Source organism: Streptomyces daqingensis (assembly GCF_014645895.1).
Lineage (GTDB): Bacteria > Actinomycetota > Actinomycetes > Streptomycetales > Streptomycetaceae > Streptomyces > Streptomyces daqingensis.
Genome location: NZ_BMMP01000004.1, coordinates 277,337 through 302,131, shown reverse-complemented (window position 1 = coordinate 302,131; position 24,795 = coordinate 277,337). Strand labels below are relative to the sequence as shown.

Here is a 24,795-nt window from a genome sequence, read left to right as displayed (position 1 = left end):
CCGGGCACCCCCGGCCCGGCCGTCGCCGCCCGGCTCTCAGGGGAGGAGGTCTTGCACTTGCGCTTCACCTTCACGGTACCTGCGGGCGATCTCGGTACTGCACGCGTCCGCCGTGCGCTGCATCACCTGGCGGCGCTGCGAGACGTGCTGCTCGTAGCGGACGAGCCGGCCCATGGCGTCCCGCAGCTCGCCGTCCGTACGGGCGGTCAGGTCGCTCAACTCGACCTCCGCCAGCATCCCTTCGGCCAGCGAGCGGTACTCCTCGCTCTGCGGAGTGCCCAGCGTGACGTGCCGTGCCGAGGTGCGGTGCCGCGACGGCCCGTCGGCGAGGATCTCGGGGAGCAGCTCCAGCAGCGGCGACCCGGGGGCGGAGCGCCGGGCGAGCTCGGCGCGGAGGATGTCGATGCGGCCCTGCAGCAGGCGCCGGACGTAGCTGAGGTCGCCCTCCTCCTGCTGTGCGCGGCGCAGCAGCGCCCGCACCTCGGGCAGCCGCAGCCCGTGCAGCTCCGCCCCGGTACGGACGCCCGCCGAATCGGGGCCCGGCGGGCTGAGCGGGGCGGTGGCCGAACCGGCACGGGCGGCGGCCGGTGGGCCGCCGGGTGGACGGGCGGCGCCGGTAGCGCTCATGGGCGGTGTCCCCTTCATCCTTTATGGCCGTAATGGCGGCGAGAGCTGCGGTACGTACCGCGTGTACGCATCGTGCCACTGTGGGCGGCTCTCGCGCAGCGATGTCGCACCCATCCGGAGCATGCGAACACATCGCCGAGCCGCACGGCATGATGGCTGCTATGCGAGCTGTGGTGCAGAGAGTGAACGGTGCGAGCGTCGTGGTGGAAGCGGATCCGCCGGACGGCTCGGCGCCGGAGACCGTCGGGGAGATCACCGGCGAGGGCCTGTGCGTCCTCGTCGGCGTCACCCACGAGGACACGGGCGCGACGGCGGCCCGACTGGCCGCCAAGCTCTGGTCGTTGAGGATCCTCGACGGCGAGAAGTCCTGCTCCGACGTGGGTGCGCCGCTCCTCGTCGTCAGCCAGTTCACCCTCTACGGTGACGCGCGCAAGGGCCGCCGCCCCACCTGGAACGCGGCCGCCCCGGGCCCCGTCGCGGAGCCGCTGGTCGACGAAGTCGTCGCGCAGCTCCGCACGTTGGGCGCGGAGGTCGCGACGGGGCGGTTCGGCGCGAAGATGCGGGTGTCGCTGACCAACGACGGCCCGTTCACCGTCCTGCTGGAGATCTGACACGGCGCCGGCCGGCAGGGCGCCGGCCGCCCGCCGCGAGCGCGGAGAGGCGCCGCGTCAGGGGGCGACGACGACTTCCTGCGCCGCCGCCGTGGCGTCCTCGCCGACGATCAGCTGGGCGTCCACGGGAACGTTGCGCTTGATCAACGCCATGGCGATGGGCCCGAGTTCGTGGTGGCGGGCGGAGGTGGTGACGAAGCCGAGCTTGCGCCCGTCGGGCCCGTCGGAGGCGAGCCGCACCGCGTCGCCGTGCACGGGGAGGCGCACCTCGCTGCCGTCCAGGTGGAGGAAGACCAGGCGGCGCGGCGGCTTGCCGAGGTTGTGCACGCGGGCGACGGTCTCCTGCCCCCGGTAGCAGCCCTTGTCGAGGTGGACGGCCGAGCCGAGCCACCCCAGTTCGTGCGGGATCGTGCGGTGGTCGGTCTCCATCCCCAGCCGCGGGCGGTGGCTCTCCACGCGGAGCGCCTCGTAAGCGAGAAGGCCGACGGCCGGTCCGCTCGTCTCCGCGAAGGACTTCAGGGCGGTGCGCGGCAGGAAGAGGTCCCGGCCGTGCGGCGTCTCCCGCACGGCGGTGGCCTCGGGCGGTTCCGTGATGGAGCCCGCCGGAAGGTGGACGACCGCGAACTCCTCGGAGCGGTCGGCGATTTCGACGCGGTAGAAGAACCGCATGCTCTCCAGGTAGGCGATGAGCGCCTCCTGCGTGCCGGGCTCGGTGTGCATCCAGACGGTCTCGCCGTCGTCGACGAGGTACAGGGCGTGCTCGATGTGCCCGTTCGCCGAGAGGATCAGCGCCTCCGTGGCGTGCCCGGCGGGGAGTTCGCTGACGTGCTGGGTCAGCAGCAGGTGCAGCCACGAGAGCCGGTCGTCGCCGGAGACGGTGACGACCCCGCGGTGCGAGAGGTCGACGAACCCGGTGCCCTCGGCCAGTGACCGCTGCTCCCGGAAGAGGTCGCCGTAGTGCGCGGCGACGCCTTCGTCCTGGCCTTCTGCCGCGACGGCGCCGGGCAGCGAAAGGAGCGGAGAGTTCATGCGGCACCACCGGGCTGCGGGAAGAGGCGACGGACCTGGCTTTCGAACGGCATACGACCAGCCTACGACGGGGCTCCGCGGCGCTTCGAGGGCCGCGGGACCTGCTCGTCCGCTTCGGGTTCCGCCGCGCCACGCCGCTTCTCGGTGCACTTCGCGCAGCGGCCGAAGATGGCGAAGTGCTTCATGTCGGTGTCGAACCCGAACGTCTCGCGGATCCGGTCGACGAACGCGCCGGCCACCGTCAGCTCCGCCTCGATCACGTCCGAGCAGTCGCGGCACACGAGGTGCATGTGGTCGTGCCGGTCGGCGAGGTGGTACGTGGGGGCGCCGTGACCCAGGTGCGCGTGCGAGACGAGACCGAGCTCCTCCAGCAGTTCCAGCGTCCGGTAGACGGTGGAGATGTTCACGCCGCCCGCCGTGCGCCGGACCTCGGCGAGGATGTCGTCGGGCGTGGAGTGCTCCAGCTTGTCGACGGCCTCCAGCACGAGCTGGCGCTGCGGCGTCAGCCGGTATCCGCGCGCTCTGAGGTCGCTCTGCCAGTCGGTTGTCACCACACGGTCAGTGTAGGACCGCGGCCTATTTGAAGAAGGCGATCCCGTCGTCGGGCAGATCGCCCAGGTCCTTCGCCCACTCGCTGGGGTCGACGGCCTTCTTCAGGTGTGCCGACATGTACGGCTGGAGGGGCACGCCCGGAGCGGCCCGCTCGCCCACCCACATAAGGTCGCCGTTGACGTAGCCGTAGAGGCGCTTGCCGCCGCTGTACTCGCCGGCCGAGGGCGTGCGGGCGATGGCGTCCGTCGCGAGGTCGATCTGCGGCTTCTGGTCGGCCATCTCGCCGTACCAGACCTCGGCGATCCCCTGGTCGCGCACCATGACGACCTCGACCTTGCGCTCGGAGTCGATGCGCCAGAAGCCGCTCTCGGTCTCCAGCGGACGCACCTTCTTGCCGTCGTCGTCGAGCTGCCAGCTCTGCGAGACGTACTGGAGGAAGTCACGCCCGTCGTGGCTGAAGGCGACCTCCTGCCCGAAGTTGCACTTGTCCGTGCCGGGGCCGTCCTCTCCGTCCAGGGCGGCGACGCCCGCGCCCTGCCAGTTGCCGAGCAGGAAGGCCAGGGGGACGAGGTCCGGGTGCAGGTCGGACGGGATCTCGATCATGAGGACTCAGACGATCTGTAGGAAGCCGTGGAAGGGTTTACGAGCGGAGCCGGTGAGAGCCGGCCGCCGGTGCGGTCAGCGCTGGCCCTGGTAGAGCTTCTTGAGCGTCAGACCGGCGAAGGCCGCGGTGCCGACGCAGACGAGGACCATCAGCGCGGTGAAGAATGCCTCAAGCACGGGGTGTGCTCCTTGGATGTGGCGAAGTGTGCTGTTCGACGTACGCCCCCGAGTCTAATCCGCTCCGCGGAGGCCTCCCGCCGCCGGGTGCGGGGCGTACGGGAGGCGGGCGGGCGCCCGCGCGGCCGTGCCGGGCGGCCGGTCAGTAGACGAGCGCCTGGACGCCCTCGCCGGTGATCTCGCTGACGAACACCTGGGCGCCCGCGATGCGCACACCGTCGAGGACGTCCTTCTGCTCGATTCCGCGGCGGGCCGCGCACTGGGTGCACAGGGTGATGCCGCCCCCGGCCCGCACGCCCTCCATCAGTTCGGGAAGGGGCGCCGCGTGCGGCAGTTCGAACTCGGCGGCGCGGCCGGGCAGCGCGAACCACGCGGATTCGCCCGTGAGCCACAGCGAGACCTCCACGCCGCTGGCCGCCGCCACCGCGGCGACCGTGAAGGCCTGCGAGCACCGCTCCGGAGCGTCCGCCCCGGCCGTCACCTTGATCACGAGCTTCCTGGTAGCTGCCATGCGGGCAAGCGTATGCCGGTCGGGGCTGACGGGACGTCCCGGCTGACAGGAGGGGCCACGCCGGGTGCCGGACGCGACGGAGCCGCGCCCCGGGACGTCCCGGGACGCGGCTCCATGGGTGCTGCGGCGGTCAGACCGCGATGGCGACCTCCGAGAGGGCGCCGTCCTCGGCCACGACCTTGCGGTCCGCCGTGGCGCCCGGGACCAGGGCGCGCACGGTCCAGGTGCCCTCGGCCGCGTAGAAGCGGAACTGGCCGGTGGCGGAGGTGGGGACCTCCGCGGTGAACTCGCCGGTGGAGTCCAGCAGCCGCACGTAGCCGGTGACGGGCTCGCCGTCGCGGGTCACGCTGCCCTGGATCGTCGTCTCACCGGGCTTGACGGTGGAGGCGTCGGGGCCGCCCGCCTTAGCTCCGCACATGGGATTTCCCTTCGGTTTCTTCAGTCTGGGGATCGGGGCCCGGAGGCGGGGATTCAGTCCTCGGTGCCGACGGCGACGGGGACGCCGACCAGCGAGCCGTACTCCGTCCAGGAGCCGTCGTAGTTCTTGACGTTCTCCTGGCCCAGCAGCTCGTGCAGCACGAACCAGCTGTGGGCGCTGCGCTCGCCGATGCGGCAGTAGGCGATCGTGTCCTTGCCCAGGTCGACGCCCTCGCCCTCGTACAGCTCCTTCAGCTCCTCGTCGGACTTGAAGGTGCCGTCGTCGTTGGCCGACTTCGACCAGGGGATGTTGCGGGCGCTCGGCACGTGGCCGGGACGCTGGGACTGCTCCTGCGGCAGGTGGGCCGGGGCGAGCAGCTTGCCGCTGAACTCGTCGGGGGAGCGGACGTCGACGAGGTTCTTGGTGTTGATCGCCTCGACGACCTCGTCGCGGAACGCGCGGATGGAGGTGTCCTGCGGCTTGGCCTTGTACTGGGTCTTCTCACGCGACGGCACCTCGGCGACCAGGTCGCGGGAGTCGAGCTCCCACTTCTTTCGGCCGCCGTCGAGCAGCTTCACGTCCTGGTGGCCGTAGAGCTTGAAGTACCAGTAGGCGTAGGCCGCGAACCAGTTGTTGTTGCCGCCGTAGAGCACGACCGTGTCGTCGTTCGAGATGCCCTTCTCGGAGAGCAGCTTCTCGAAGCCCTCCTGGTCGACGAAGTCACGGCGCACCGGGTCCTGGAGGTCCTGCTTCCAGTCGATGCGGACGGCGTTCTTGATGTGGTTCTTGTCATAGGCCGAGGTGTCCTCGTCGACCTCGACGATGACCGTCTTGGGGTCGTCGATGCGGTCCTGGACCCAGTCGGCGTCTACGAGGACGTCACTGCGGCTCATGGTTCTCCTCCGAGGCAGGTTGCTGATGAGGGCGGCACCTCCACGCGTGGCCGCGGGGAGGTTCGTACTGATGCGGTGCTTTCGCGCCCGTTCGCAGGGGATCGTCAGGCGCGCGGGCAGGGCGCCGTGCGGCGGGGAGCCGGAGTCCGGCGGGCGGACGCGGATGCGGACGAGCAGCCGCCGGCTGTGGGGCTCCGGCTGAGCGTGCTGGTGGCAGCCGTCAGGAGGGGATGCGACAGAGCATTGCGGCGACACGGCACAGATCGACTGCACGCCGCTTCGTGAGGTCCGCCTGTCGCTTCATGTAGCCGATCGTAAGGACGTCGGAGGTCCCGTGTCACCGTGAATCCATATGGTGAGACGTGTGCGATCACAATGTGGGATGCACGCCGCGAGAGACGGGCCCTCCGGGGTGCCGCGGTGCGGCGAGCGGCCGGAAGAGACCCGCTCGCGGACGCTTCTGTCTCGGCTGCCGGACGGGGCGGCGCCCGGTGCGGCTCCTACTCGGAGAGCTCCAGGTCCTTGCCCCGCACCGACAGCTCGATGCCCTTCTTCGTCGCCTGGACCCGCTCCAGCTCCAGGCCCGGGGGGAGTCCCGCTATCTTCCGCGCGAAGTCGATGCGCTGCCGGATCGCGCCCTCCAGGCCGGGGATGCCGTCTCCCGGCACCTCGTCGGCGTGCAGCTCCACGATGTCGCCCTTCGAGACGGAGACCGTGCTGGTGACGCTGCGTTCGAAGGTCTGGCCGAGCAGGGTGATCCCGGCGGAGACCTTGACCCGGCCTTTCCCGTTCTTGTCCTTGCCGCCGTAGCTGACCCGGACCCCCTCGTGGGCGGCCTTGGTCAGCTCCTTGTAGGAGACGAAGGCGCTGCCGGTGGCCGTCTCGGCCACGGCGGAGGAGTAGTCGCTGCCGATGCGCACGTTCTTCAGCCGGGCGTCGACGCGGCTGACGGTCAGGGCGTCGCCCGGCCCGGCCTTCATGCCTTTCAGCTCCGCGTCGATCTGCTCGAGTTCCCGGCCGGCGATCTGGGTGAGGAAGGGGAAGCCCTTGATGTCGACCGAGGCGTCGGTCGAGGAGGAGACGCCGTCCGCGCCCTTGATCCTCTCGGCCGCCTCGTCCTCCGCGAGCTTCACGGCGAGCCGGTCGGCGCCGACGAACAGCACCGCGAGGACGAGGAGGACGAGGAGCCCCCTGCGTAGTGCGCGCATCTGCGATCTCCCCCATGTAGCGGCGGCTCTCGGCTCGGCCGGGTCTCCGGTCTGCGCAGACCCGCGGGCCACGGGCAGCCCGTAGACCCGGGGTCACGGGTCTGCCGCGAGCCTAACCCGAGGGATTTGTCAGACGAAGGCCCGACCGAGCAGATAGACGGCTGGTGCCGCGAGGGTCAGCGGCAGGGCGACGCCCGCCGTCATGTGCACGAACCGCGACGGGTAGTCGTAGCTCGCCACTCGCAGGCCCGTCAGGGCGCAGCCGCCCGCGACCAGGCCGAGCAGTCCGCCCGCTGCGGCGGGACCCGCGAGCCCGACGCCCCCGCTCAGGCCCGTCAGCTGCCCGGCCGCGATCCCCGCGCCCGCCGCGGCGAGCAGCGCGACCGCGGGCGAGACCCACGGCGGCAGCGGTAGCGTACGAGCGAGGGCGGCGACGGCCACGGCGGCGCAGCCGGCCGTCACGGCGTCGGACCCGGCCATGTCGAGCGTGGCGAGGAACCCGGCGGCGACGACGGTCAGCGCCGTCGCCGTGAACGCCGCGGTCAGGGCGTAGAGCCGCTCGTCCCCCGGCCCGGACCGGTTGCGCAGGTGGAGCGTGAGGGTGAGCAGGCACCAGACTCCGAGCGTGCCCAGGACGACGGCGGCGGCCTGCCCGCTCCACGTCAGGAGAAGGCCGGCGTCGGCGGCCAGGCCCCCGAGGAACGCGAGGGCGATGCCCTGCCGCGCGGGCCACATCCCGTTGAGACGGAACCAGCCCGCGGCGGTCACCGCCTGGAGCATCAGGACGGCGGCGGCGAGCGGGAGCGGTCCCAGCGGGGCGGCCCCGCCGACCAGCACGGCGAGGGCGGCGGTCAGCAGCGCGGGCTGGAAGCCGGGTGCGATGAGGGGCGAGCCGCCGGCGCGGCCCGGAACGCCCGGCCGTCCGGGCGCCGTCGCTCCCGGCGGGGTGATAGGCATCTGGCCCGTCGCGGACGCCGCGGCCGTACCCGCGGGCGCGCCGGAGGGGACCGGACCGGACGCGTTGCCGGGCGCTGCCGCCGGCATCGGGCCGGGGCCGGGGTGGGGGCGCCCGTAGCCCGCGTACCGCGTCCCGTACGTCTCCTCGGGGCCCCGGTGTGGCGGCTGTTCGCCGTCGCCGTACGCCCTGTGCTGCGGCTGGTCGCTCATGCGCAGCCTCCCGCGAACGGGGGGAGCACCTCGACGGTTCCGCCGTCGCGCAGCGCCACCGCCTGGTGAGCGCGCTTGCCCACGGGCTCGCCGTCGACGAGGAAGGAGCAGCGCAGCAGTACGCGTGCGAAGTCGGGGCGTTCGCCGTGCCGTTCGCGGGCACTGTCGAGGGCGCCGGCGAGGGTGTCGGCCTCGTACCGCTCCTCGGCCACCCCGGCGGCGGCCTTCGCCGCAGCCCAATAACGGATCGTGCCACTCGCCATCGTGGTCCTGTCCCTCTCAGCCGTCCCGGTTGCGGGACCCATCATGCCGGGCCGCGGGCGGCGCGCTCCCATCGAGCGCCGACCCATTCCCCGACGCGGTGCAGGAGCGCCGGTCCGGCGGCGTTCTCGGCGTGACCGAACCCCGGCACGATCCACAGGTCCGTGCTCTCCGGGGCGCCGGCCCCGGCGAGGGACCGGGGGTGGTCGAGGGGGAAGTACGGGTCCTGGTCGCCGTGGACGACGAGCAGCGGTGTGGGCGCCAGTGCCGGTGCGGCGGCCACGGGGGAGAGGGGGACGGGGTCCCAGTCGTGCGGCTGGATCCGGGTGCGCAGCCCGTACCGCGAGACGAGGCGCCCCACGGGGTGCTGGATCGCCCAGTGCACCCGCCGCATGGGTGCGGTGCCGCGGTAGTACCAGCGGGCGGGGGCGCTGACGGCCACGACGGCGTCGGAGTGCGTGCCCGGGCGGGCGGGGGCGGGCGCTCGGCCGTCCGGCCCGGGGGAGACGCCGGAGAGGGGCAGCGGATCGCGCGCGTCCCGCGCGGCCGTGCCGTCCGGTGCGCCTGTGCGCCCTTCGTGCGCCCGCGGGTACGCGTCGGCTCCGCCGGGACGTTCGCAGACGTCCGCTTCCGCCCCGCCCGGACGGTGCAGCGCCCCGTGCCGTACGACGACCGAGCCGCCCATGGAGAAACCGACCGTCGCCACGCGCGCGTGGCCCAGGGCCCGCGCCCAGGAGACCGCCGCCGCCAGGTCGAGGACCTCGCGGTCGCCGACCGACGAGTGGCCCCCGGAGCGGCCGTGCCCCCGGAAGGAGAAGGTGACCACGGCTCCGTACTGCGTGAACAGCCGCGCGGCCCTCCGGATCGCGGGCCGGTCGGCCGCACCGCTGAAGCCGTGTGCGAGGACGATCGCGCAGGGGCCTTGCCGCAGTCCGCGGACGGCGGTTCCGTCGTCTCCGGTCACCGCGGGGCCCGCGTACGGGTCGTAGACGGCTTCGATGCGCACTCCGTCCGCGGTCCGCAGCGTCTCCCGGCGGGTTCCGTCCGGGGGTGTCCGGCCGCCGTCGTGGCCGTGCGCTGTGCCCGCGGCGGGGGCGCCGGAGCCGTCCGAGGGGGAAGAGCGAGCGAACTCACACTCCGCTTCGTCACTCATGTCGGCTATTCTGCTTGCAGTGAAGGACCCGGGCAGCGCCGCCCCTCGGGTCCTTTTGTGCTTTCAGGAGCGCATACGTACGAAGCAGTCCCGTGCCGTACCGAAGTCCCCCAGGGACCGAGGAAGGACCTCACGTGAGTTCGCTACTCCTGCTGACGAACGCCCTCCAGCCCAGCACCGAAGTCCTGCCCGCACTTGGCCTGCTGCTGCACAACGTGCGTGTGGCACCCGCCGAGGCCACCGCCCTCGTGGACACCCCCGGTGCGGACGTGATCCTCGTCGACGGACGGCGGGACCTGCCGCAGGTGCGCTCCCTGTGCCGGCTGCTGCACTCCACCGGGCCCGGCTGCCCGCTGGTCCTGATCGTCACCGAGGGCGGACTCGCCGCCGTCACCGCGGACTGGGGCGTCGACGACGTGCTGCTGGACACGGCGGGGCCCGCCGAGGTCGAGGCGCGGCTGCGGCTCGCGACGGGCAGGCAGCAGGCGGGGTCGGAGGACGCACCCACCGAGATCCGCAACGGCGACCTGTCCGTCGACGAGGCCACGTACAGCGCGAAGCTGAAGGGGCGGGTCCTGGACCTGACCTTCAAGGAGTTCGAGCTGCTGAAGTACCTGGCCCAGCACCCCGGCCGCGTCTTCACCCGCGCCCAGCTCCTCCAGGAGGTCTGGGGCTACGACTACTTCGGCGGCACCCGCACGGTGGACGTGCACGTGCGGCGGCTGCGGGCCAAGCTCGGCCCGGAGCACGAGTCGCTGATCGGGACGGTGCGCAACGTCGGTTACCGCTTCGTCTCGCAGGACAAGGGCGAGAAGTCCGCGGAGGAGCGCGAGGCGGCCGCCGCGGCCCGCGCCGTCACCGACGCGGCGACCCGGGTCGCCCGCGAGGCCGTCGACGGTCCCGACCCGCGGGACGCCGGCTACGGGCCCGTCGAGGGGGACGTGCGGAGCGGTCGTACGGCCCGCCCGTGAGCGGCCGCACGCCCAACCCGTGAGGCCCCTCAAACGGCCGATGCTTCCCGCGTAGACTGCCCGGGTGGCCAGGGTGACGCGGGACGATGTGGCAAGGCTGGCGGGTACGTCGACCGCGGTCGTCAGCTATGTGATCAACAACGGGCCGCGGCCCGTAGCACCGGCTACGCGTGAGCGCGTGCTGGCGGCGATCAAGGAGCTGGGGTACCGGCCCGACCGGGTCGCGCAGGCCATGGCCTCGCGCCGGACGGACCTGATAGGCCTCATCGTCCCGGACGCCCGGCAGCCCTTCTTCGCGGAGCTGGCCCACGCCGTCGAGCAGGCCGCCGCGGAGCGCGGGAAGATGGTGCTCGTCGGCAACTCCGACTACCTGGACGAGCGCGAGGTCCACTACCTGCGGGCGTTCCTCGGCATGCGGGTCTCCGGTCTCATCCTCATCAGCCAGGGCCCCAGCGAGCACGCCGCCGTGGAGATAGACGCCTGGGACGCACGCGTCGTGCTGCTGCACCGCCGTCCGGAGGCCATCGACGACGTCGCGGTCGTCCTCGACGACGTGGGCGGCGCCCAGCTGGCCACCCGGCACCTGCTGGAGCACGGGCACGAGTACGTGGCCTGCCTCGGCGGCATCGACTCCACGCCGGAGTCCGGCGACCCCGTCACCGACCACGTCGAGGGCTGGACCCGCGCGATGAAGGAGGCCGGGCGCTCCGTCGAAGGGCGCCTGTTCCAGGCCCCCTACAACCGGTACGACACCTACAAGCTGGCCCTGGAGCTGCTGCAGTCCCCGGACAGGCCGACGGCGGTCTTCTGCTCCACCGACGACCAGGCGTTCGGCGTCATGAGGGCGGCCCGCGAGCTGGGCATGGACGTGCCGCAGGACCTGGCGGTCGCAGGATTCGACGACGTGAAGGAAGCGGGCCTGACGGACCCGCCGCTCACCACGGTGGGCTCCGACCGCGAAGGCATGGCGAAGGCCGCCGTCGACCTCGTGCTGGACGATTCGCTGCGGGTGACCGGCTCCAGGGGCCAGCGCGTGCGGCAGTTCCCGGCGGGGCTCGTCGTCCGCCGCTCGTGCGGCTGCGGCTCGCCTCCCCGGCGCTGACGGGGGCCGCATCCCCGGTGATGCGGGCGGGCCGGTGCGGTTTGCCGTGGTTCTCTGAGCCTTCTCAGACGCGTCTCAGCTTCCTCTCATGGAGCCGGGGGACGGTGTGCCCATGACCGGACATCAGGGCTCCCCCGCCCGCCCGGGGCACGACCCGGCGCCTGCTCCCCTCCGCCCGGGCGGTCCGCGCGGGCCCGGCGTGCTGCGGATGCCGGTGGCGGCGGTGGCCGTGCTGGCCGTGGGGGCCGCGGCCCTCGGCGGCGGTGCCGCGGCCGGCGTGCGGCACCTGCTCGGCGAGGACACGAGCGGCACGGCCGCCGGCGCGTTCGCGGGCGGCAGCCGTTCCTCCGCGGAGGACGCGGGAACCGTCTCCTCGGCGGCGGAGAGGGTCGCTCCGAGCGTCGTGGAGATCGAGGCGTCCTCGGGCGGCGGGCGGAGCACCGGATCGGGAGTGGTCGTCTCCGGCGGCGGCGAGATCCTGACGAACAACCACGTGGTCGCCGGCGCGGACCGCGTCCGGGTCACTTTCCACGACGGCGGCACCGCGACCGCCGACGTCGTCGGGCGGGCCGCCGACCGCGACATGGCGCTGATCGACGCGCGCGGCGTGAGCGGGCTCGACCCGGCGGAGCTGGGCGACTCCGACCAGGTCGGTGTGGGAGACCAGGTCGTCGCGCTCGGTTCTCCGGCCGGGCTGTCGTCCACCGTCACGAGCGGCGTCGTCTCCGCGAAGGACCGCGAGGTGACGGTGGGGAGCGCGGGCGGCGAGCGCGGCGGCGGAGACGGCGGCGAGTGGCCCTTCGGTCTCGGCGGTCTCGGAGACGGCGGGCCGGGCGGGGACGGCGCCACCTACGAGGCCATCCAGACGGACGCCCCCCTGAACCCCGGCAACTCCGGGGGACCGCTCGCCACCCTCGACGGCCGCGTCGTCGGGTTCAACTCCGCGACGTACGCCTCCGGTCCGGGCGGATCAGGCGGTTCGCGGGGTTCGGGGCCGGCCGCCGGCGCTGCGGAGAAGGGCCGCGGCAGCGTGGGGCTGGGCTTCGCCGTGCCCGTCGACGCCGTGGCTGAGGTGCTCGGCGACCTGCGCTCGGGCGCGGGGGTGGGCTGACCGTGCACGACGGAACGCGCACCCCGTACGGCTTCGCCCTCCACGCCCCTATGGGACCGGCAGGACCCGCCGTCGGTCCCGGCGCGGAACCCTGGGGGTCCCCCGTGGCGGCCGCGTCCGCGGAGGCGCCCTCCGATGGGAAGCTTGACCCCATGACGGCTTGGAAGGTGCTGATCGTCGACGACGAGCCCGCCGTGCGCGACGCGCTGCGCCGCAGCCTCACCTTCGAGGGGTACGAGACGGCGCTGGCCGTCGACGGCGTGGACGCCCTGGAGAAGGCCGCATCGTACGAACCGGACCTGATCCTCCTCGACGTACTGATGCCGCGCATGGACGGGCTGACGGTCGCCCGGCGGCTGCGCGCCTCCGGCCGCCGCGTCCCGGTGCTGATGCTGACGGCCCGCGACACCGTCGGAGACCGGGTGACGGGCCTCGACGCCGGAGCCGACGACTACCTGGTCAAGCCGTTCGAGCTGGACGAGCTGCTCGCCCGGATACGGGCGCTGCTGAGGCGCAACTCCTACGCCCAGGAGCACGGGAGCGCGCCCGGCGGTGAGGGCGTCGCCGGCTCAGGCTCCCTCGCGTTCGCCGACCTCAGCATGGACCTGGGGACGCGGGACGTGACACGCGGCGGACGGCAGGTGGAGCTGACCCGCACCGAGTACACGCTGCTGGAGATGTTCCTCTCGCACCCCCGCCAGGTGCTCACCCGCGAGCAGATCCTCAAGGCGGTCTGGGGCTTCGACTTCGAGCCGTCCTCGAACTCCCTGGACGTGTACGTGATGTACCTGCGCCGCAAGACGGAGGCCGGGGGCGAGCCGCGGCTGGTGCACACCGTGCGCGGCGTCGGCTACGTCCTCAAGGACGACGGGGCGTGAGGCTGCCCGGCGCCGCCGCCCTGCGGCCCAGGTTCTCCCGGCCGCAACTGCGTTCGCGGCTCGCGCTGCTGGCCGCCGTCACGGTGGCCCTGGCGGTGGCGGCCTGTGCGACGGCGTGCTGGTTCCTCGTGCGGGGCCAGCTGATCGGCTCGCTGGACGAGTCGCTGCGCAACAACAGCAGGGTCGACCCGAGCTTCATCGTCGGGCAGGTCAGGACCGGGCAGTGCTCGCCCGCCGACGAGCGGGCCCCGAACCCGTTCGGGGCGACCGTCCAGGTCGTGGACCAGGACGGCAAGAGCTGCGTCATCGTCGGCAGCAAGGTGGAGGTCTCGCCCGCCGACGTCGACGTCGCCGAGCACGAGCGCGCGGAGGCGGTGCACACGTCGCGCAGCCTGGACGGCTCCGGCACGGACTACCGCGTGCTGACCAGCCAGGTGGAGGGCACCGACGTGGCCGTCTCCGTGGCCCGGCCGCTCACGGAGACGGACAGGTCGCTGCGGAACCTCGCGCTGATCCTCGCGGCGGTGGGCGGGACGGGCGTACTGGCCGCCGCCGGCGCCGGCGTCGCACTCGCGCGCGCGGGGCTCCGGCCGGTGGACCGCCTCACCGGAGCCGTCGAGCACATCGCGCGCACGGAGGACCTCGGGGTGCGCATCCAGGCCGAGGGCGACGACGAGATCGCCAGGCTGTCGCGGTCGTTCAACTCCATGACGGAGGCGCTCGCGTCGTCCCGCGAGCTCCAGCAGCAGCTGATCGCCGACGCCGGACACGAGCTGCGCACGCCGCTCACCTCGCTGCGCACCAACATCGAACTGCTCGTACGCAGCGACGAGACGGGACGCTCGCTCCCCCCGGAGGACCGCCGTGCGCTCCTGGAGTCGGTGCGGGCGCAGCTGAGCGAACTGGCCTCCCTCGTGGGCGACTTGCAGGAGCTTTCCCGGGAGGCGGCCCCCGGCGGCAGCCGGACGGAGCCGGTCGCACTGCACGAGATCACCTACCGCGCGGTGGGGCGGGTACGGCTGCGGCTGCGCAGCAAGGGCATCACGATCACGACGGGACGCGTGGAGCCGTGGTACGTGCAGGGGGAGCCGGCGGCGCTGGAGCGGGCCGTGGTCAACCTCCTGGACAACGCGGGCAAGTTCAGCCCCGAGGAGGGCACCGTCGACGTGGGCCTGGACGGCGGCACGCTGCGCGTGCGCGACCGGGGTCCGGGCGTCAGCGAGGACGAACTTCCTTACGTCTTCGACCGGTTCTGGCGTTCGCCGTCGGCGCGGGCGCTGCCCGGCTCGGGGCTCGGCCTGTCCATCGTCGCCCGTACCGTCGAGCAGTCCGGCGGCGAGGTCGTCCTCCGGGCCGCCGAGGGCGCGGACGGTGGGACGGAGGCGGTGATGAGCCTGCCGGGGACGCCGGAGCCGCCCCCGCGGGAGCCCGAGGAGACGCCCCCGCAGGGCGACGGCACGCAGCACCCGTAGCGTTACGCGGGACTCGTAGTTTGACTTCAACTCAACTTCAAGTTCGATCCTTGGCGCAGTGCGCGGGCGGGGCACGCAGGACGTGCCCCGCCGCGCTTCCAGTGCGACAGAGGAGATTCCCATGGAGAACACCACGCCGCTGCGGCTCGCGGTCATCGTCGCCAGCGTCCGCGCGAACCGGTTCGGGCCGACCGTCTCCGGCTGGTTCGCCGATGAGGCGGAGAAGCACGGCGGCTACGACGTCGACCTCGTCGACCTGGCCGAGACGGGACACGGGCTCCCTCTCGCCATGCCCGGGTCCGGAGCAGAGCTGCCGCCCGAGGTGGAGCGCGTGCGAGGCGGCCTCGCGGCCCGGCTCGCCGCCGCCGACGCGTTCGTGATCGTCACCCCCGAGTACAACCACAGCTTCCCCGCCGCGCTGAAGAACGTCATCGACTGGTTCCACGGCGAATGGCACGCGAAGCCGGTCGGTTTCGTCTCCTACGGCGGCATGGCGGGCGGCCAGCGCGCCGTCGAGCAGCTCCGCCAGGTCTTCCCCGAGCTGCACGCCGTGACCGTCCGCGAGACCCTCAGCTTCCACACGGCCTGGGAGCGCTTCGCCGAGGACGGGCGGCCGCACGACCTGGAGGGGAGCAGCGCGGCGGCGAAGGGCATGCTGCGGCAGCTCGAGTGGTGGGGCCGCGCGCTGCGGGAGGCACGTACGCGCACCCCGTACGGCGCGGTCGCGTAACCCTGCGGCCCAAGCCCCGCCGGCCCGTCCGGTCCGCCGTCCTCCGGGCCACGGCCGCCGCACCACGGTGGCCGAGGGGTGGAGCGCCGCGCCGGTCTCGTAAGGTCGTGTGCCATGAGCGACGTGGTGGTTGTGGACGAGGCGTCAGCCGAAGTCGTACGGGAGACGCAGTCGCTGCTCGACGAGGCGGCACGGAACGACGGGCAGGCGCCCCTGTCCGAGCAGGGGTGGCTGCAGCTGCGGGGCGGGCCGCGGCCGGGTGTGCGGCATCTGCTGCTGCGCGAGGACGGCCTGCTCGTGGGGTACGCGCAGCTGGAGGACACCGACCCCGTCGAGCCGCCCACGGGCGAGCTGGCCGTCCATCCCGCCTTCCGCGGACGCGGCCACGGGAGGCGGCTCGGCCAGGCACTGCTGCGGGAGTCGGGCAAGCGGCTGCGCGTGTGGGCGCACGGCGGGCACCCCGCGGCACGGCATCTGGCGCAGGCCCTGGGGCTCACGCTCTTCCGTGAACTGCGCCAGATGCGGCGTCCGTTGACCGGCGCCTCGACTCCCGCCCTGGCAGAGCCCGTCCTGCCCGAAGGGGTGACGGTGCGGACGTTCCGGCCCGGCGAGGACGACGAGGCATGGCTGGCGCTGAACGCCGCCTCCTTCGCGCACCACCCCGAGCAGGGCAGCCTCACCCAGCGCGACCTCGACGACCGCAAGGCCGAGCCCTGGTTCGACCCGGCGGGCTTCTTCCTCGCCGAGCAGGACGGCGAACTCGTCGGCTTCCACTGGACGAAGGTGCACAGCGCGCGGCAGCTCGGTGAGATCTACGTGCTGGGCGTCGCTCCCGGCGCGCAGGGCAGCGGTCTCGGCAAGACGCTCACGGCGATCGGCCTCCGGCACCTCGAACGGGACCGCGGGCTGCCCACCGCGATGCTCTACGTCGACGCGGACAACCTGGCCGCCGTCAGCGTCTACGAGCGGCTCGGGTTCACCACGTACGAGACGGACCTGATGTACCGCACGGAGAGCTGAGCCGGGGGCCCCACCGGCCGGGGTCCGCCCATCGCGACGGGGCGCGGACGGCGGGGACGGGGACACGGATCTGCGGGCACGCCGCGTCCCGGTGGTGCGGCGCTCGCCTGGACGCCATGTGCGCGTAACCGTCGCTTCAGGCGCGCTTGCGAGCATCGCGGGATGCAGCACCCCGCACCTGACCTCGCCACCCCTGCCGGGCCCGCCGGCACGGGGAACAATGGGGTCATGAGCGAGCCCGTGTCACGTGCCGCGTCCCCCGTTCCCCACCCCTCGCCGGCCGTACGTCCGGCCGCCGCGGACGTGGACGGCCCCGTCCCCGCCCTGGACCCGGACCTCGACGCCGACCCGGACGTCCTCCCGCCCGACGCCCCCGGCGGCGACCCGCCGGACGACCTGCCCGCGGACCGCTTCCTCGAACGTGAGCGCAGCTGGCTCGCCTTCAACGAGCGCGTCCTGGAGCTGGCGGAGGACCACGAGCCGCCGCTGCTGGAACGGGCGAACTTCCTGGCGATCTTCGCGGGCAACCTCGACGAGTTCTTCATGGTCCGCGTCGCGGGACTGAAGCGGCGCCTGGCGACCGGCGTCGCCACCCGCTCCGCCTCCGGACTCCAGCCGCGCGAGGTCCTGGAGGAGATCTGGACGCGCTCGCGGGAGCTCATGGCCCGCCACGCCCGCTGCCACCAGCAGGACATCGCCCCGGCCATGGCCGCGGAAGGGCTGCACCTCATCCGCTGGCACCAGCTCACCGAGGACGAGCAGGGCCGGCTCTGCACGCTCTTCCGCCAGCAGATCTACCCCGTGCTGACGCCGCTCGCGGTCGACCCGGCGCACCCCTTCCCGTACATCTCGGGGCTCTCGCTCAACCTCGCCGTCGTCGTGCGCAACCCGGTCACCCGGCACCAGCACTTCGCACGTGTGAAGGTCCCCCCGCTGCTGTCGCGCTTCCTGGAGGCGTCCCCGCACCGCTGGGTGCCCCTGGAGGACGTCATCGCCGCGCACCTCGAGGAGCTCTTCCCCGGCATGGAGGTGCTGGCGCACCACATGTTCCGCGTCACGCGCAACGAGGACCTGGAGGTGGAGGAGGACGACGTGGAGAACCTCCTCCAGGCGCTGGAGAAGGAGCTGCTGCGCCGCCGTTTCGGGCCGCCCGTGCGCCTGGAGGTCGAGGAGTCGATCGACGGCTACGTGCTGGAGCTGCTGGTTCGCGAGCTGAACGTCTCCGAGTCGGAGGTCTACCGGCTGCCGGGGCCGCTGGACCTGACGGGACTGTCCGAGGTCGTCGCCGCGATGGACAGGCCGGACCTGAAGTACCCGAAGTTCGTGGCCGGCACGCACCGCGATCTCGCCCAGGTGGAGTCCGCCCAGCCGCCCGACGTCTTCGCCGCGCTGCGCGAGCGGGACGTCCTGCTCCACCACCCCTACGACTCCTTCTCCACCTCCGTGCAGGCGTTCCTGGAGCAGGCCGCGTCCGACCCGGACGTCCTCGCGATCAAGCAGACGCTGTACCGCACCTCGGGCGACTCGCCGATCGTCGACGCCCTCATAGACGCGGCCGAGTCGGGCAAGCAGGTCCTGGTGCTGGTCGAGATCAAGGCGCGCTTCGACGAGCAGGCCAACATCAAGTGGGCGCGCAAGCTGGAGGAGGCCGGCTGCCACGTCGTGCACGGCCTCGTCGGGCTCAAGACGCACGGCAAGTTCTCGCTCGTCGTGCGGCAGGAGGGCGACACGCTGCGGCGCTACGCCCACGTGGGAACCGGCAACTACCACCCCAAGACGGCGCGCACGTACGAGGACCTCGGCCTGCTGACCGCCGACCCGCAGGTGGGCGCGGACCTCTCCGACCTGTTCAACCGGCTCTCCGGCTACTCGCGCCGCGACAGCTGGCGGCGGCTGCTCGTCGCGCCCAGCTCGCTGCGGGACGGTCTCGTCTCGCGCATCCACAGGGAGATCGGCCACCACAGGGCGGGACGCCCCGCCCACGTCCGCTTCAAGGTCAACTCGATAGTCGACGAGGCCGTCGTCGACGCCCTGTACCGCGCCTCGCGGGCGGGCGTCACGGTCGACCTGTGGGTGCGGGGGATCTGCGCGCTGCGTCCGGGCGTCCCGGGGCTGAGCGAGAACATCAGGGTCCGGAGCGTCCTCGGCAGGTTCCTCGAACACTCCCGCGTCTTCGCGTTCGCGAACGGAGGTGACGCGGAGGTGTGGCTCGGCAGCGCCGACATGATGCACCGCAACCTCGACCGGCGCATCGAGGCCCTGGTGTGCGTCCCCGACCCGGCACACCGCGCCACGCTGTGCCGGCTGCTGGAGACGGGTACGGCGGACGACGTCGCGTCGTGGCACCTCGGCCCGGACGGTGAGTGGACGCGGCACGCGTACGGGCCGGACGGCGAGCCGCTGCGCAACGTCCAGGAGTCGCTGATCGAGAGCCGGAGACGCCGCCGTGGCCCCGCCGGGTGACGCGCCGCCGCTGCCGGGCTTACGGCCGTCCGGTACGGGCGGCGGCGCGGACCTGCGGAGGCGCCCCGCCGCGGAGCACGCGGCGGAGGAGGACCTGACGACCGGGGCCGCGGCGCGGCCCGTACCGCGCCGCCGGCCCGCCGCCGACCGCCAGACCGCCGATGCCTGCGACAAGTGAGCCGCCGATGCCACAGATGCCCGCCCGGGACCGGACGCCTGCCCCGCACCGGACGCCCTGCCGGCCCGGCACCGCCGGTGCCACCTCGGCCGCGTACGAAGAGGCTCCCCCGCCCCCGCACGGGGAGACCCACGGCATCACGCCGCCCCGTCCGGAGTGGCCGGCCGGGGCCGACGCGGGCGAGGTGCTGAGCCGCTACCTTCAGGCGTGGGCCTCGGAGTTCCTGCGGAGTCTGCGGCTGCACCGGGAGAGCGCCGGAAGCGCCGAGACGGCGGGTCCCGCGGCCGAAGCGGTGCGCAGGCTCGGCCAGGCGTCGCGCCGCCTCGGCGGCACTCTCCGCACGTACCGCCCGCTGCTCGACGCGGCCTGGGCGGACCGGCTCTGCGGCGAACTGCGCTGGCTGCCGGCCACGTTGTCGCGCGAGTACGGTCACGCGGCCCGGCTCGACCGGCTGCTGTCGGCGCTGCACAGGCTCAGCGGCGACGGCGACGGCGACGGCGACGGCGACGGCGACGGCGAGGTCAAGGTCGAGGACTACGGCGTGGACATGGTCTACGACGACGGGCGCGGAGGGGCAGGCGACGGACGCCGCGGCAGCGGGCAGCCGCCGGGCTCCGGTTCGCCCCTGCAGGCGGGGGCGGCCCGGGCGTCCGCGCTGCTGGAGCGGCAGCTCACCCTCGCCAGGGCACGCGCCCACTCGGCGGCTCTCCAGGCGCTCGGCTCGAACCGCTTCCACGCCGTCGTCGACGCGGTCGCCGTCCTGGCCTCCGAGGTGCCACTCGCGCACGGAACGGTGCGGGCCACCGCGGGTGCGGCGCTCGTCCCGGCGGCGGACGAGGCGTACGCGCGCCTCGTCCGGGCCGTGGGGGAGCTGCCGCTTCCGGTGCCTGGGCCGCAGTCGCCGTACGCGGTGGAGGAGGGGCCCCGTCCCGTCACCGCCAGGACGTCACGGCTGCGGGGGGACGCGGCGTGGCACGAGGTGCGCGTCCTGCTGCGGCTGCACCGGTACGCGGAGGAGGTGCTCCTGGAGTGCCCGCCCGGTCCGGACGGGGCCGGGCGGACGCGTGACCCGTCCGGCGGGGCCGCCCCCGACGGCACCGAGGGGCGCGCGGGCCGTGAAACGGCCGAGGTGCGGGGACCGGCCGTGGAGCGGTCGCGGCCCGGTTCCGTGCTGGAGGAGCACCGTGAGGCCGTCGAGGCCGCGGAGGCGGCGGCCGCCGCGGCGCGCACGCCGCGTATCGCCCCGTCGACGGCGTACGCGCTCGGAGTCCTGCACGCGGACCAGCGCCAGGCGGCCGGGGCGGCCCGTCTGGCCTTCGCGGGACTGTGGCGCGGCGGTCACGGTCGTCCCGCTCCGTAGCGGTCCCTGTGCGCCGTGTCCGGTCCGACCGCCGGGTCATCTCGTTCCGTAGCACCTGTGAGCTGCGACTTCACATGAGTTGAGTGTGTGGTTGTCAACTTTCCTCGGGTTGAGGTATATAAGAAAGCACAGGGCATCGTTCGGAAGAAGCAGCTACGGAGGGAGTGACCCGTGATGCTCATGCGTACCGATCCGTTCCGGGAGTTCGACCGCCTCACCCAGCAGGTCTTCGGAACGCAGCACCGTCCGGCGGGTATGCCGATGGAGGCATACCGGGCCGGTGACGACTTCGTGATCCACTTCGACCTGCCGGGCGTCGCGCCCGAGAGCATCGACCTGGACGTGGAGCGGAACGTGCTCACCGTCCACGCGGAGCGCCGTTCGCCGGCCCCCGAGGACGCCGAGCTGATCGCGGCGGAGCGGCCGTCGGGCAAGTTCAGCCGCCAGCTCTTCCTCGGCGACACGCTCGACGCCGACCGCGTCGACGCCGCCTACGAAGCCGGCGTCCTGACGCTCCGCATCCCGGTCGCGGAGCAGGCGAAGCCCCGCAAGATCCAGATCAGCGGCGGCGAGAAGGCCGCCGAGATCACCAGGTGAGCGGGGTTGTGCCACTGAGGTGAGGCACACGCGGCGGGCGACGCGACGTCCGGCGACGCGCCGCCAGCCGCACGTGAAGTCCGTCACCAGAGCGTTTCCTTGACGGTCCCCGGGCCACTCGGCCCGGGGCTGCCTATGTCCGGGTTGCCGAAATGGGAGGAACACACAGGTATGCGGTGGAGCGAACTCGTAAGCAGGGTCGGCGAGCACGGGCGTTACGAAGACGACGCCGAGGCGCGGCGCAAGGTCAGGATCGTGCTCTCCGAACTGGGCGGCCACCTCGCGCCCGACGTACGGGCGGAACTGGCGCGGTGCCTGCCCGCGCCGGCGGCGGAGGCGCTGACGTACCAGATGCCGGCGACGAGGAAGCTGACCGGCTCCCAGTTCGTGGAGTCCGTCTCCGGGCGTATCGAGAATTCGACGCCGGCCACTGCCCGGTGGGACGTCAGTTCGGTGCTGTGCGTCGTCGCTGAGGCGTGCGGCGACGAGCTGACGGACCGCATACTCGCGGCCCTTCCGCAGGGTTACGCACTGCTCTTCGGCCGCGGCGAGCTGATGACAGCCGCCTGACGACGGCCTGCCCCGTGACGCGGAGTAGTCAGCCATCGCGCCGGTGACGCCGGCCGGCTCGTCGGCCCGCCGGACAGCTCGGGATCTGTCCGGCGGGCCGACGGCTGCCTGCCCCCGGGAGTCGCGATCCGTCCATTTCATGCCAGCCGTCCACCGGTGGGCCCCTACCGTCCGCCGCCGACCGTCCGCCGCCGGGTCAGCTGCCGCGTGGCGCGACCGCCTCCCAGCCGACCGTCAGCTCCCCCTGCCGCCAGCGATGCGGCGTGCGGGCGACGGGCCAGTCCACGGACAGTGCCCGCGCCGTCCGGATCCAGCGCTGCCTGGCGCTCAGGGCGCCGTACGGCGCGGCCGTGGCCCAGGCGCGGTCGAAGTCCCGCAGGAACGAGTGAACCGGCTCGCCCGGCACGTTCCGGTGGATCAGCGCCTTCGGCAGCCGCTCGGCCAGGTCGGACGGTTCGTTCAGCGCGCTGAGCCGGGCGGCGAACGTCACCGATCGCGGTCCCTCCGGTCCGAGGGCGATCCACACGTGCCGCCGTCCGATCTCGTCGCACGTGCCGTCGACCAGCAGCCCTCCGGGGGCGAGGCGCGAGCGGAGCCGCTCCCACACGGCGGGGACCTCCTCTTCGCCGTACTGGCGGAGCACGTTGGCGGCGCGGATCACCGCCGGGCGTTCCCCGCCGGGGAGGGGCACCTCGAAGCCGCCGCGTACGAACCGCAGCCCCTCCCGCTCGTAGGGCCGGGCGGCGGCGACCCGCTCGGGAGCGATCTCGACACCCACCACGCGGGTCGCGGCATGCACGGTCCGCAACCGTGCCAGCAGTTCGACGGCGGTCCAGGGCGCTGCGCCGTAACCGAGGTCGACGGCCAGCGGCGGACGCGGCGAGCCGCGCAGCGCGGGGCCGTGGACCGCGGCGAGCCAGCGGTCCATGCGGCGCAGCCTGTTGGGGTTGGTGGTGCCGCGCGTCACCGTCCCGACGGGACGGTCTGGGGGACGGGCGGCCATCGCATGAGCCTAAGGGCACGAGGGAGGAGCGGGCTCCTGGGGCGGTACGTCCGCCGGGGAAGGAGCCGGAAGGGCGGGTCTCGTCACGATTCGGCAAACCAGGAATGAGAACCGGGTCTCCCGGTGTTCCGCATCCCGGGGCCCCGGTGGTGGGACGACCGCCGGCCGTACGAGGAGGCAATCGCCCGTGAGCCAGTACATAGCCCGGCTGGGCCAGCGGCGCACCTGGCTGCCGCAGCAGCAACGGCCGCGGCTCCGGTTCCACGGACCGTTCCGCCGCCCCCGCAGGGTGGCCATGCTCAGCGTCCACACCTCGCCCCTGCACCAGCCCGGCACGGGCGACGCGGGCGGAATGAACGTCTACATCGTCGAACTCGCCAAGCAGCTCGCCGCCCACGGCACTCAGGTGGAGATCTTCACGCGCGCCACGGCGGCCGCTCTGCCCCCCACCGTGGAGCTGGCGCCGGGCGTACTCGTCCGCCATATCGACGCCGGGCCGTACGAGGGCCTGGCGAAGGAGGAACTGCCCGCGCAGCTCTGCGCGTTCACGCACGGCGTGATGCAGGCGTGGGCCGGGCACCGGCCCGGCTACTACGACCTCGTCCACTCCCACTACTGGCTGTCGGGCCACGTCGGCTGGCTCGCCGCGCAGCGGTGGGGCGTGCCGCTGGTGAACGCGATGCACACCATGGCCAAGGTGAAGAACGCCGCGCTCGCGAAGGGCGACACCCCCGAACCGCCCGCGCGCGTGATCGGCGAGACGCAGATCGTGCGGGCGGCGGACCGCCTCATCGCGAACACCGCCGAGGAGGCGGCCGAACTGGTCCGCCACTACGAGGCCGACCCGGCCCGTACCGCCGTCGTCCACCCCGGCGTGAACCTGGAGTGCTTCCGGCCCGCCGACGGACGGGCCGCGGCACGCGCCCGGCTCGGCCTGCCGCAGGACGCGCTGATCCCGCTCTTCGCGGGCCGGATCCAGCCGCTCAAGGCGCCCGACGTCCTCCTGCGCGCGGTCGCCGTCCTCGTCGGCGAGGATCCGGCTCTGCGCGGACGCCTGGTGGTCCCCGTCGTGGGCGGCCCCAGCGGCAGCGGCCTCGCCAGGCCGGAGCGGCTGCACAAGCTGGCGGCGAAGCTCGGCATCTCGGACGTGGTGCGCTTCCGCCCGCCGGTCGGGCAGGAGGAGCTGGCCGACTGGTACCGCGCGGCGAGCGTGCTCGTCATGCCGTCGTACAGCGAGTCGTTCGGGCTGGTGGCGATCGAGGCCCAGGCGTGCGGGACGCCGGTCGTGGCCGCGTCGGTGGGCGGGCTGCCGGTGGCCGTCCGGGACGGCGTGAGCGGGTTCCTCGTCGACGGGCACGACCCGGGGGAGTACGCGAAGGCGCTGCGCCGCTTCGTGGCGGACGCGGACGGGGACGGCGGCACGTCCCCTGGGGAGGGCGGGCTGGCCCGCAGCATGGGAGAGGCGGCGGCACGTCACGCCGCGGGCTTCGGCTGGGACGCCGCCGCGTCCGGCACCCTCGAGGTCTACGCCGCCGCTCTGCACGATCAGCGCCGTCGCCTACGATCTGCCCATGTCTGACGCGAAGGGTGCCGGGAGCCGCACCGCGAGGGAGGCCGTCGAACAGGCGCTGCGCGAGGCGGAGCTGGAGTGGGAGAGCCCGTCCGAGGGCACGTACGTCGTCACGCTCCCCGGCACGCGCAAGCTCTCGACCACCTGCTCGCTGGCTGTCGGCAAGCACACCCTGTCGGTCAACGCCTTCGTCGTCCGCTGCCCGGACGAGAACCACGCGGCGGTGCACCGCTGGCTGCTGGAGCGCAACACCCGTATGTACGGGGTGAGTTACGCGATCGACAAGCTCGGGGATGTCTACCTGGCAGGCCGGCTGCCGCTCGCGGCCGTCACCCCCGAAGAGATCGACAGGCTGCTGGGCGCGGTGCTGGAGAACGCCGACGGGTCGTTCAACACCCTGCTGGAGATGGGGTTCGCGACGGCCATCCGCCGCGAGTACGAGTGGCGTACCTCGCGCGGCGAACCCACCCGCAACCTCGACGCGTTCGCCCGTCTCACCGGGGCCGGCGACGACCGCGGGGCGCGCGGCGACTCCGCGGGCTGAGACGCCGGCAGACACG

27 protein-coding genes are annotated in these 24,795 nt (G+C 73.3%); 14 read left to right on the top strand and 13 right to left on the bottom strand.

Features of this window, described 5'->3' with window-relative positions:
* Positions 1-36 precede the first annotated feature (36 nt).
* Positions 37-627: an RsiG family protein gene (locus IEY56_RS08465; RefSeq protein WP_189036475.1), complete on the bottom strand. Its 591-nt coding sequence runs from the start codon at positions 625-627 to the stop codon at positions 37-39.
* Between the two features lie 161 nt (positions 628-788).
* Between IEY56_RS08465 and dtd the strand changes: the two genes are divergently transcribed.
* Entirely contained in the window at positions 789-1,238 is a 450-nt protein-coding gene (gene dtd / locus IEY56_RS08460; RefSeq protein ID WP_189036474.1) for a D-aminoacyl-tRNA deacylase, read from the top strand.
* A gap of 57 nt (positions 1,239-1,295) precedes the next feature.
* On the opposite strand, the gene ygfZ is transcribed toward dtd, so the two are convergent.
* The 11 genes from ygfZ to IEY56_RS08410 all read right to left on the bottom strand — a co-directional run bounded on the left by ygfZ (position 1,296) and on the right by IEY56_RS08410 (position 9,210).
* Complete coding sequence (ygfZ, locus tag IEY56_RS08455; RefSeq protein ID WP_189036473.1) at positions 1,296-2,267, bottom strand: CAF17-like 4Fe-4S cluster assembly/insertion protein YgfZ; 972 nt, start codon at positions 2,265-2,267, stop codon at positions 1,296-1,298.
* Positions 2,268-2,329: 62 nt separating this feature from the next.
* Complete coding sequence (locus IEY56_RS08450; protein ID WP_189036472.1) at positions 2,330-2,821, bottom strand: Fur family transcriptional regulator; 492 nt, start codon at positions 2,819-2,821, stop codon at positions 2,330-2,332.
* 22 nt (positions 2,822-2,843) lie between these two features.
* Positions 2,844-3,422 carry a heme-binding beta-barrel domain-containing protein gene (locus IEY56_RS08445; RefSeq protein ID WP_189036471.1) on the bottom strand — a complete coding sequence of 193 codons (579 nt, stop codon included), beginning with the start codon at positions 3,420-3,422 and terminating at the stop codon, positions 2,844-2,846.
* 319 nt (positions 3,423-3,741) lie between these two features.
* Entirely contained in the window at positions 3,742-4,110 is a 369-nt protein-coding gene (locus tag IEY56_RS08440; protein WP_189036470.1) for a DsrE family protein, read from the bottom strand.
* 130 nt (positions 4,111-4,240) lie between these two features.
* The gene (locus IEY56_RS08435) at positions 4,241-4,528 is read right to left on the bottom strand and encodes a DUF1416 domain-containing protein (protein ID WP_189036469.1); all 288 of its coding nucleotides are present in this window, start codon (positions 4,526-4,528) and stop codon (positions 4,241-4,243) included.
* A 53-nt stretch (positions 4,529-4,581) separates the two neighbouring features.
* Entirely contained in the window at positions 4,582-5,421 is an 840-nt protein-coding gene (locus IEY56_RS08430) for a sulfurtransferase (RefSeq protein ID WP_045861992.1), read from the bottom strand.
* Between the two features lie 220 nt (positions 5,422-5,641).
* Positions 5,642-5,725: a putative leader peptide gene (locus IEY56_RS29055; protein WP_368073287.1), complete on the bottom strand. Its 84-nt coding sequence runs from the start codon at positions 5,723-5,725 to the stop codon at positions 5,642-5,644.
* Positions 5,726-5,921: 196 nt separating this feature from the next.
* Positions 5,922-6,629 (bottom strand): LmeA family phospholipid-binding protein, encoded by a 708-nt coding sequence (locus IEY56_RS08425; RefSeq protein ID WP_189036468.1) that lies wholly within the window; start codon positions 6,627-6,629, stop codon positions 5,922-5,924.
* A 129-nt stretch (positions 6,630-6,758) separates the two neighbouring features.
* Positions 6,759-7,796 (bottom strand): hypothetical protein, encoded by a 1,038-nt coding sequence (locus IEY56_RS08420; protein ID WP_189036467.1) that lies wholly within the window; start codon positions 7,794-7,796, stop codon positions 6,759-6,761.
* Complete coding sequence (locus IEY56_RS08415; RefSeq protein WP_189036466.1) at positions 7,793-8,059, bottom strand: MoaD/ThiS family protein; 267 nt, start codon at positions 8,057-8,059, stop codon at positions 7,793-7,795. The genes IEY56_RS08420 and IEY56_RS08415 overlap by 4 nt, the downstream gene beginning before the upstream one ends.
* 41 nt (positions 8,060-8,100) lie before the next feature.
* On the bottom strand, positions 8,101-9,210 hold the full coding sequence (locus IEY56_RS08410) for an alpha/beta fold hydrolase (RefSeq protein ID WP_189036465.1): 1,110 nt from the start codon (positions 9,208-9,210) through the stop codon (positions 8,101-8,103).
* A gap of 134 nt (positions 9,211-9,344) precedes the next feature.
* Here IEY56_RS08410 and IEY56_RS08405 point away from each other — a divergent pair, with 134 nt between their 5' ends.
* The 11 genes from IEY56_RS08405 (at position 9,345) to IEY56_RS08355 (ending at position 21,662) form a co-directional block, all read left to right on the top strand.
* Positions 9,345-10,181: a response regulator transcription factor gene (locus tag IEY56_RS08405; protein WP_229711715.1), complete on the top strand. Its 837-nt coding sequence runs from the start codon at positions 9,345-9,347 to the stop codon at positions 10,179-10,181.
* 64 nt (positions 10,182-10,245) lie between these two features.
* Positions 10,246-11,283 carry a LacI family DNA-binding transcriptional regulator gene (locus tag IEY56_RS08400; RefSeq protein ID WP_045861989.1) on the top strand — a complete coding sequence of 346 codons (1,038 nt, stop codon included), beginning with the start codon at positions 10,246-10,248 and terminating at the stop codon, positions 11,281-11,283.
* A gap of 112 nt (positions 11,284-11,395) precedes the next feature.
* Complete coding sequence (locus tag IEY56_RS08395; RefSeq protein ID WP_189036464.1) at positions 11,396-12,394, top strand: S1C family serine protease; 999 nt, start codon at positions 11,396-11,398, stop codon at positions 12,392-12,394.
* 152 nt (positions 12,395-12,546) lie between these two features.
* Positions 12,547-13,272: a response regulator transcription factor gene (locus tag IEY56_RS08390; RefSeq protein WP_189036463.1), complete on the top strand. Its 726-nt coding sequence runs from the start codon at positions 12,547-12,549 to the stop codon at positions 13,270-13,272.
* A complete protein-coding gene (locus tag IEY56_RS08385) occupies positions 13,269-14,744 on the top strand; it encodes a HAMP domain-containing sensor histidine kinase (RefSeq protein WP_229711714.1) in 1,476 nt (491 codons plus the stop codon). The genes IEY56_RS08390 and IEY56_RS08385 overlap by 4 nt, the downstream gene beginning before the upstream one ends.
* A 121-nt stretch (positions 14,745-14,865) precedes the next feature.
* Entirely contained in the window at positions 14,866-15,474 is a 609-nt protein-coding gene (locus tag IEY56_RS08380; protein WP_189036462.1) for an NADPH-dependent FMN reductase, read from the top strand.
* A gap of 114 nt (positions 15,475-15,588) precedes the next feature.
* Positions 15,589-16,494, top strand: a complete 906-nt coding sequence (mshD, locus tag IEY56_RS08375) for a mycothiol synthase (protein WP_189036461.1) — start codon at positions 15,589-15,591, stop codon at positions 16,492-16,494.
* 228 nt (positions 16,495-16,722) lie between these two features.
* Complete coding sequence (locus IEY56_RS08370; RefSeq protein ID WP_189036460.1) at positions 16,723-18,957, top strand: RNA degradosome polyphosphate kinase; 2,235 nt, start codon at positions 16,723-16,725, stop codon at positions 18,955-18,957.
* 185 nt (positions 18,958-19,142) lie between these two features.
* Complete coding sequence (locus tag IEY56_RS08365; RefSeq protein WP_229711713.1) at positions 19,143-20,495, top strand: CHAD domain-containing protein; 1,353 nt, start codon at positions 19,143-19,145, stop codon at positions 20,493-20,495.
* A 174-nt stretch (positions 20,496-20,669) separates the two neighbouring features.
* A complete protein-coding gene (locus IEY56_RS08360) occupies positions 20,670-21,092 on the top strand; it encodes an Hsp20/alpha crystallin family protein (RefSeq protein WP_189036553.1) in 423 nt (140 codons plus the stop codon).
* A gap of 171 nt (positions 21,093-21,263) precedes the next feature.
* Positions 21,264-21,662: a DUF2267 domain-containing protein gene (locus IEY56_RS08355; protein ID WP_229711712.1), complete on the top strand. Its 399-nt coding sequence runs from the start codon at positions 21,264-21,266 to the stop codon at positions 21,660-21,662.
* Positions 21,663-21,858: 196 nt separating this feature from the next.
* Here the strand turns inward: IEY56_RS08355 and IEY56_RS08350 are convergent, their stop codons facing one another.
* Positions 21,859-22,665: a class I SAM-dependent methyltransferase gene (locus IEY56_RS08350; RefSeq protein ID WP_189036458.1), complete on the bottom strand. Its 807-nt coding sequence runs from the start codon at positions 22,663-22,665 to the stop codon at positions 21,859-21,861.
* Between the two features lie 187 nt (positions 22,666-22,852).
* Here IEY56_RS08350 and mshA point away from each other — a divergent pair, with 187 nt between their 5' ends.
* Together mshA and IEY56_RS08340 are read left to right on the top strand one after the other, a co-directional pair.
* Positions 22,853-24,244, top strand: a complete 1,392-nt coding sequence (mshA, locus tag IEY56_RS08345) for a D-inositol-3-phosphate glycosyltransferase (protein ID WP_189036457.1) — start codon at positions 22,853-22,855, stop codon at positions 24,242-24,244.
* Positions 24,237-24,779 carry a type III secretion system chaperone family protein gene (locus IEY56_RS08340; protein WP_189036456.1) on the top strand — a complete coding sequence of 181 codons (543 nt, stop codon included), beginning with the start codon at positions 24,237-24,239 and terminating at the stop codon, positions 24,777-24,779. Before mshA ends, IEY56_RS08340 begins: the two co-directional genes overlap by 8 nt.
* The last annotated feature ends 16 nt before the right edge of the window (positions 24,780-24,795 follow it).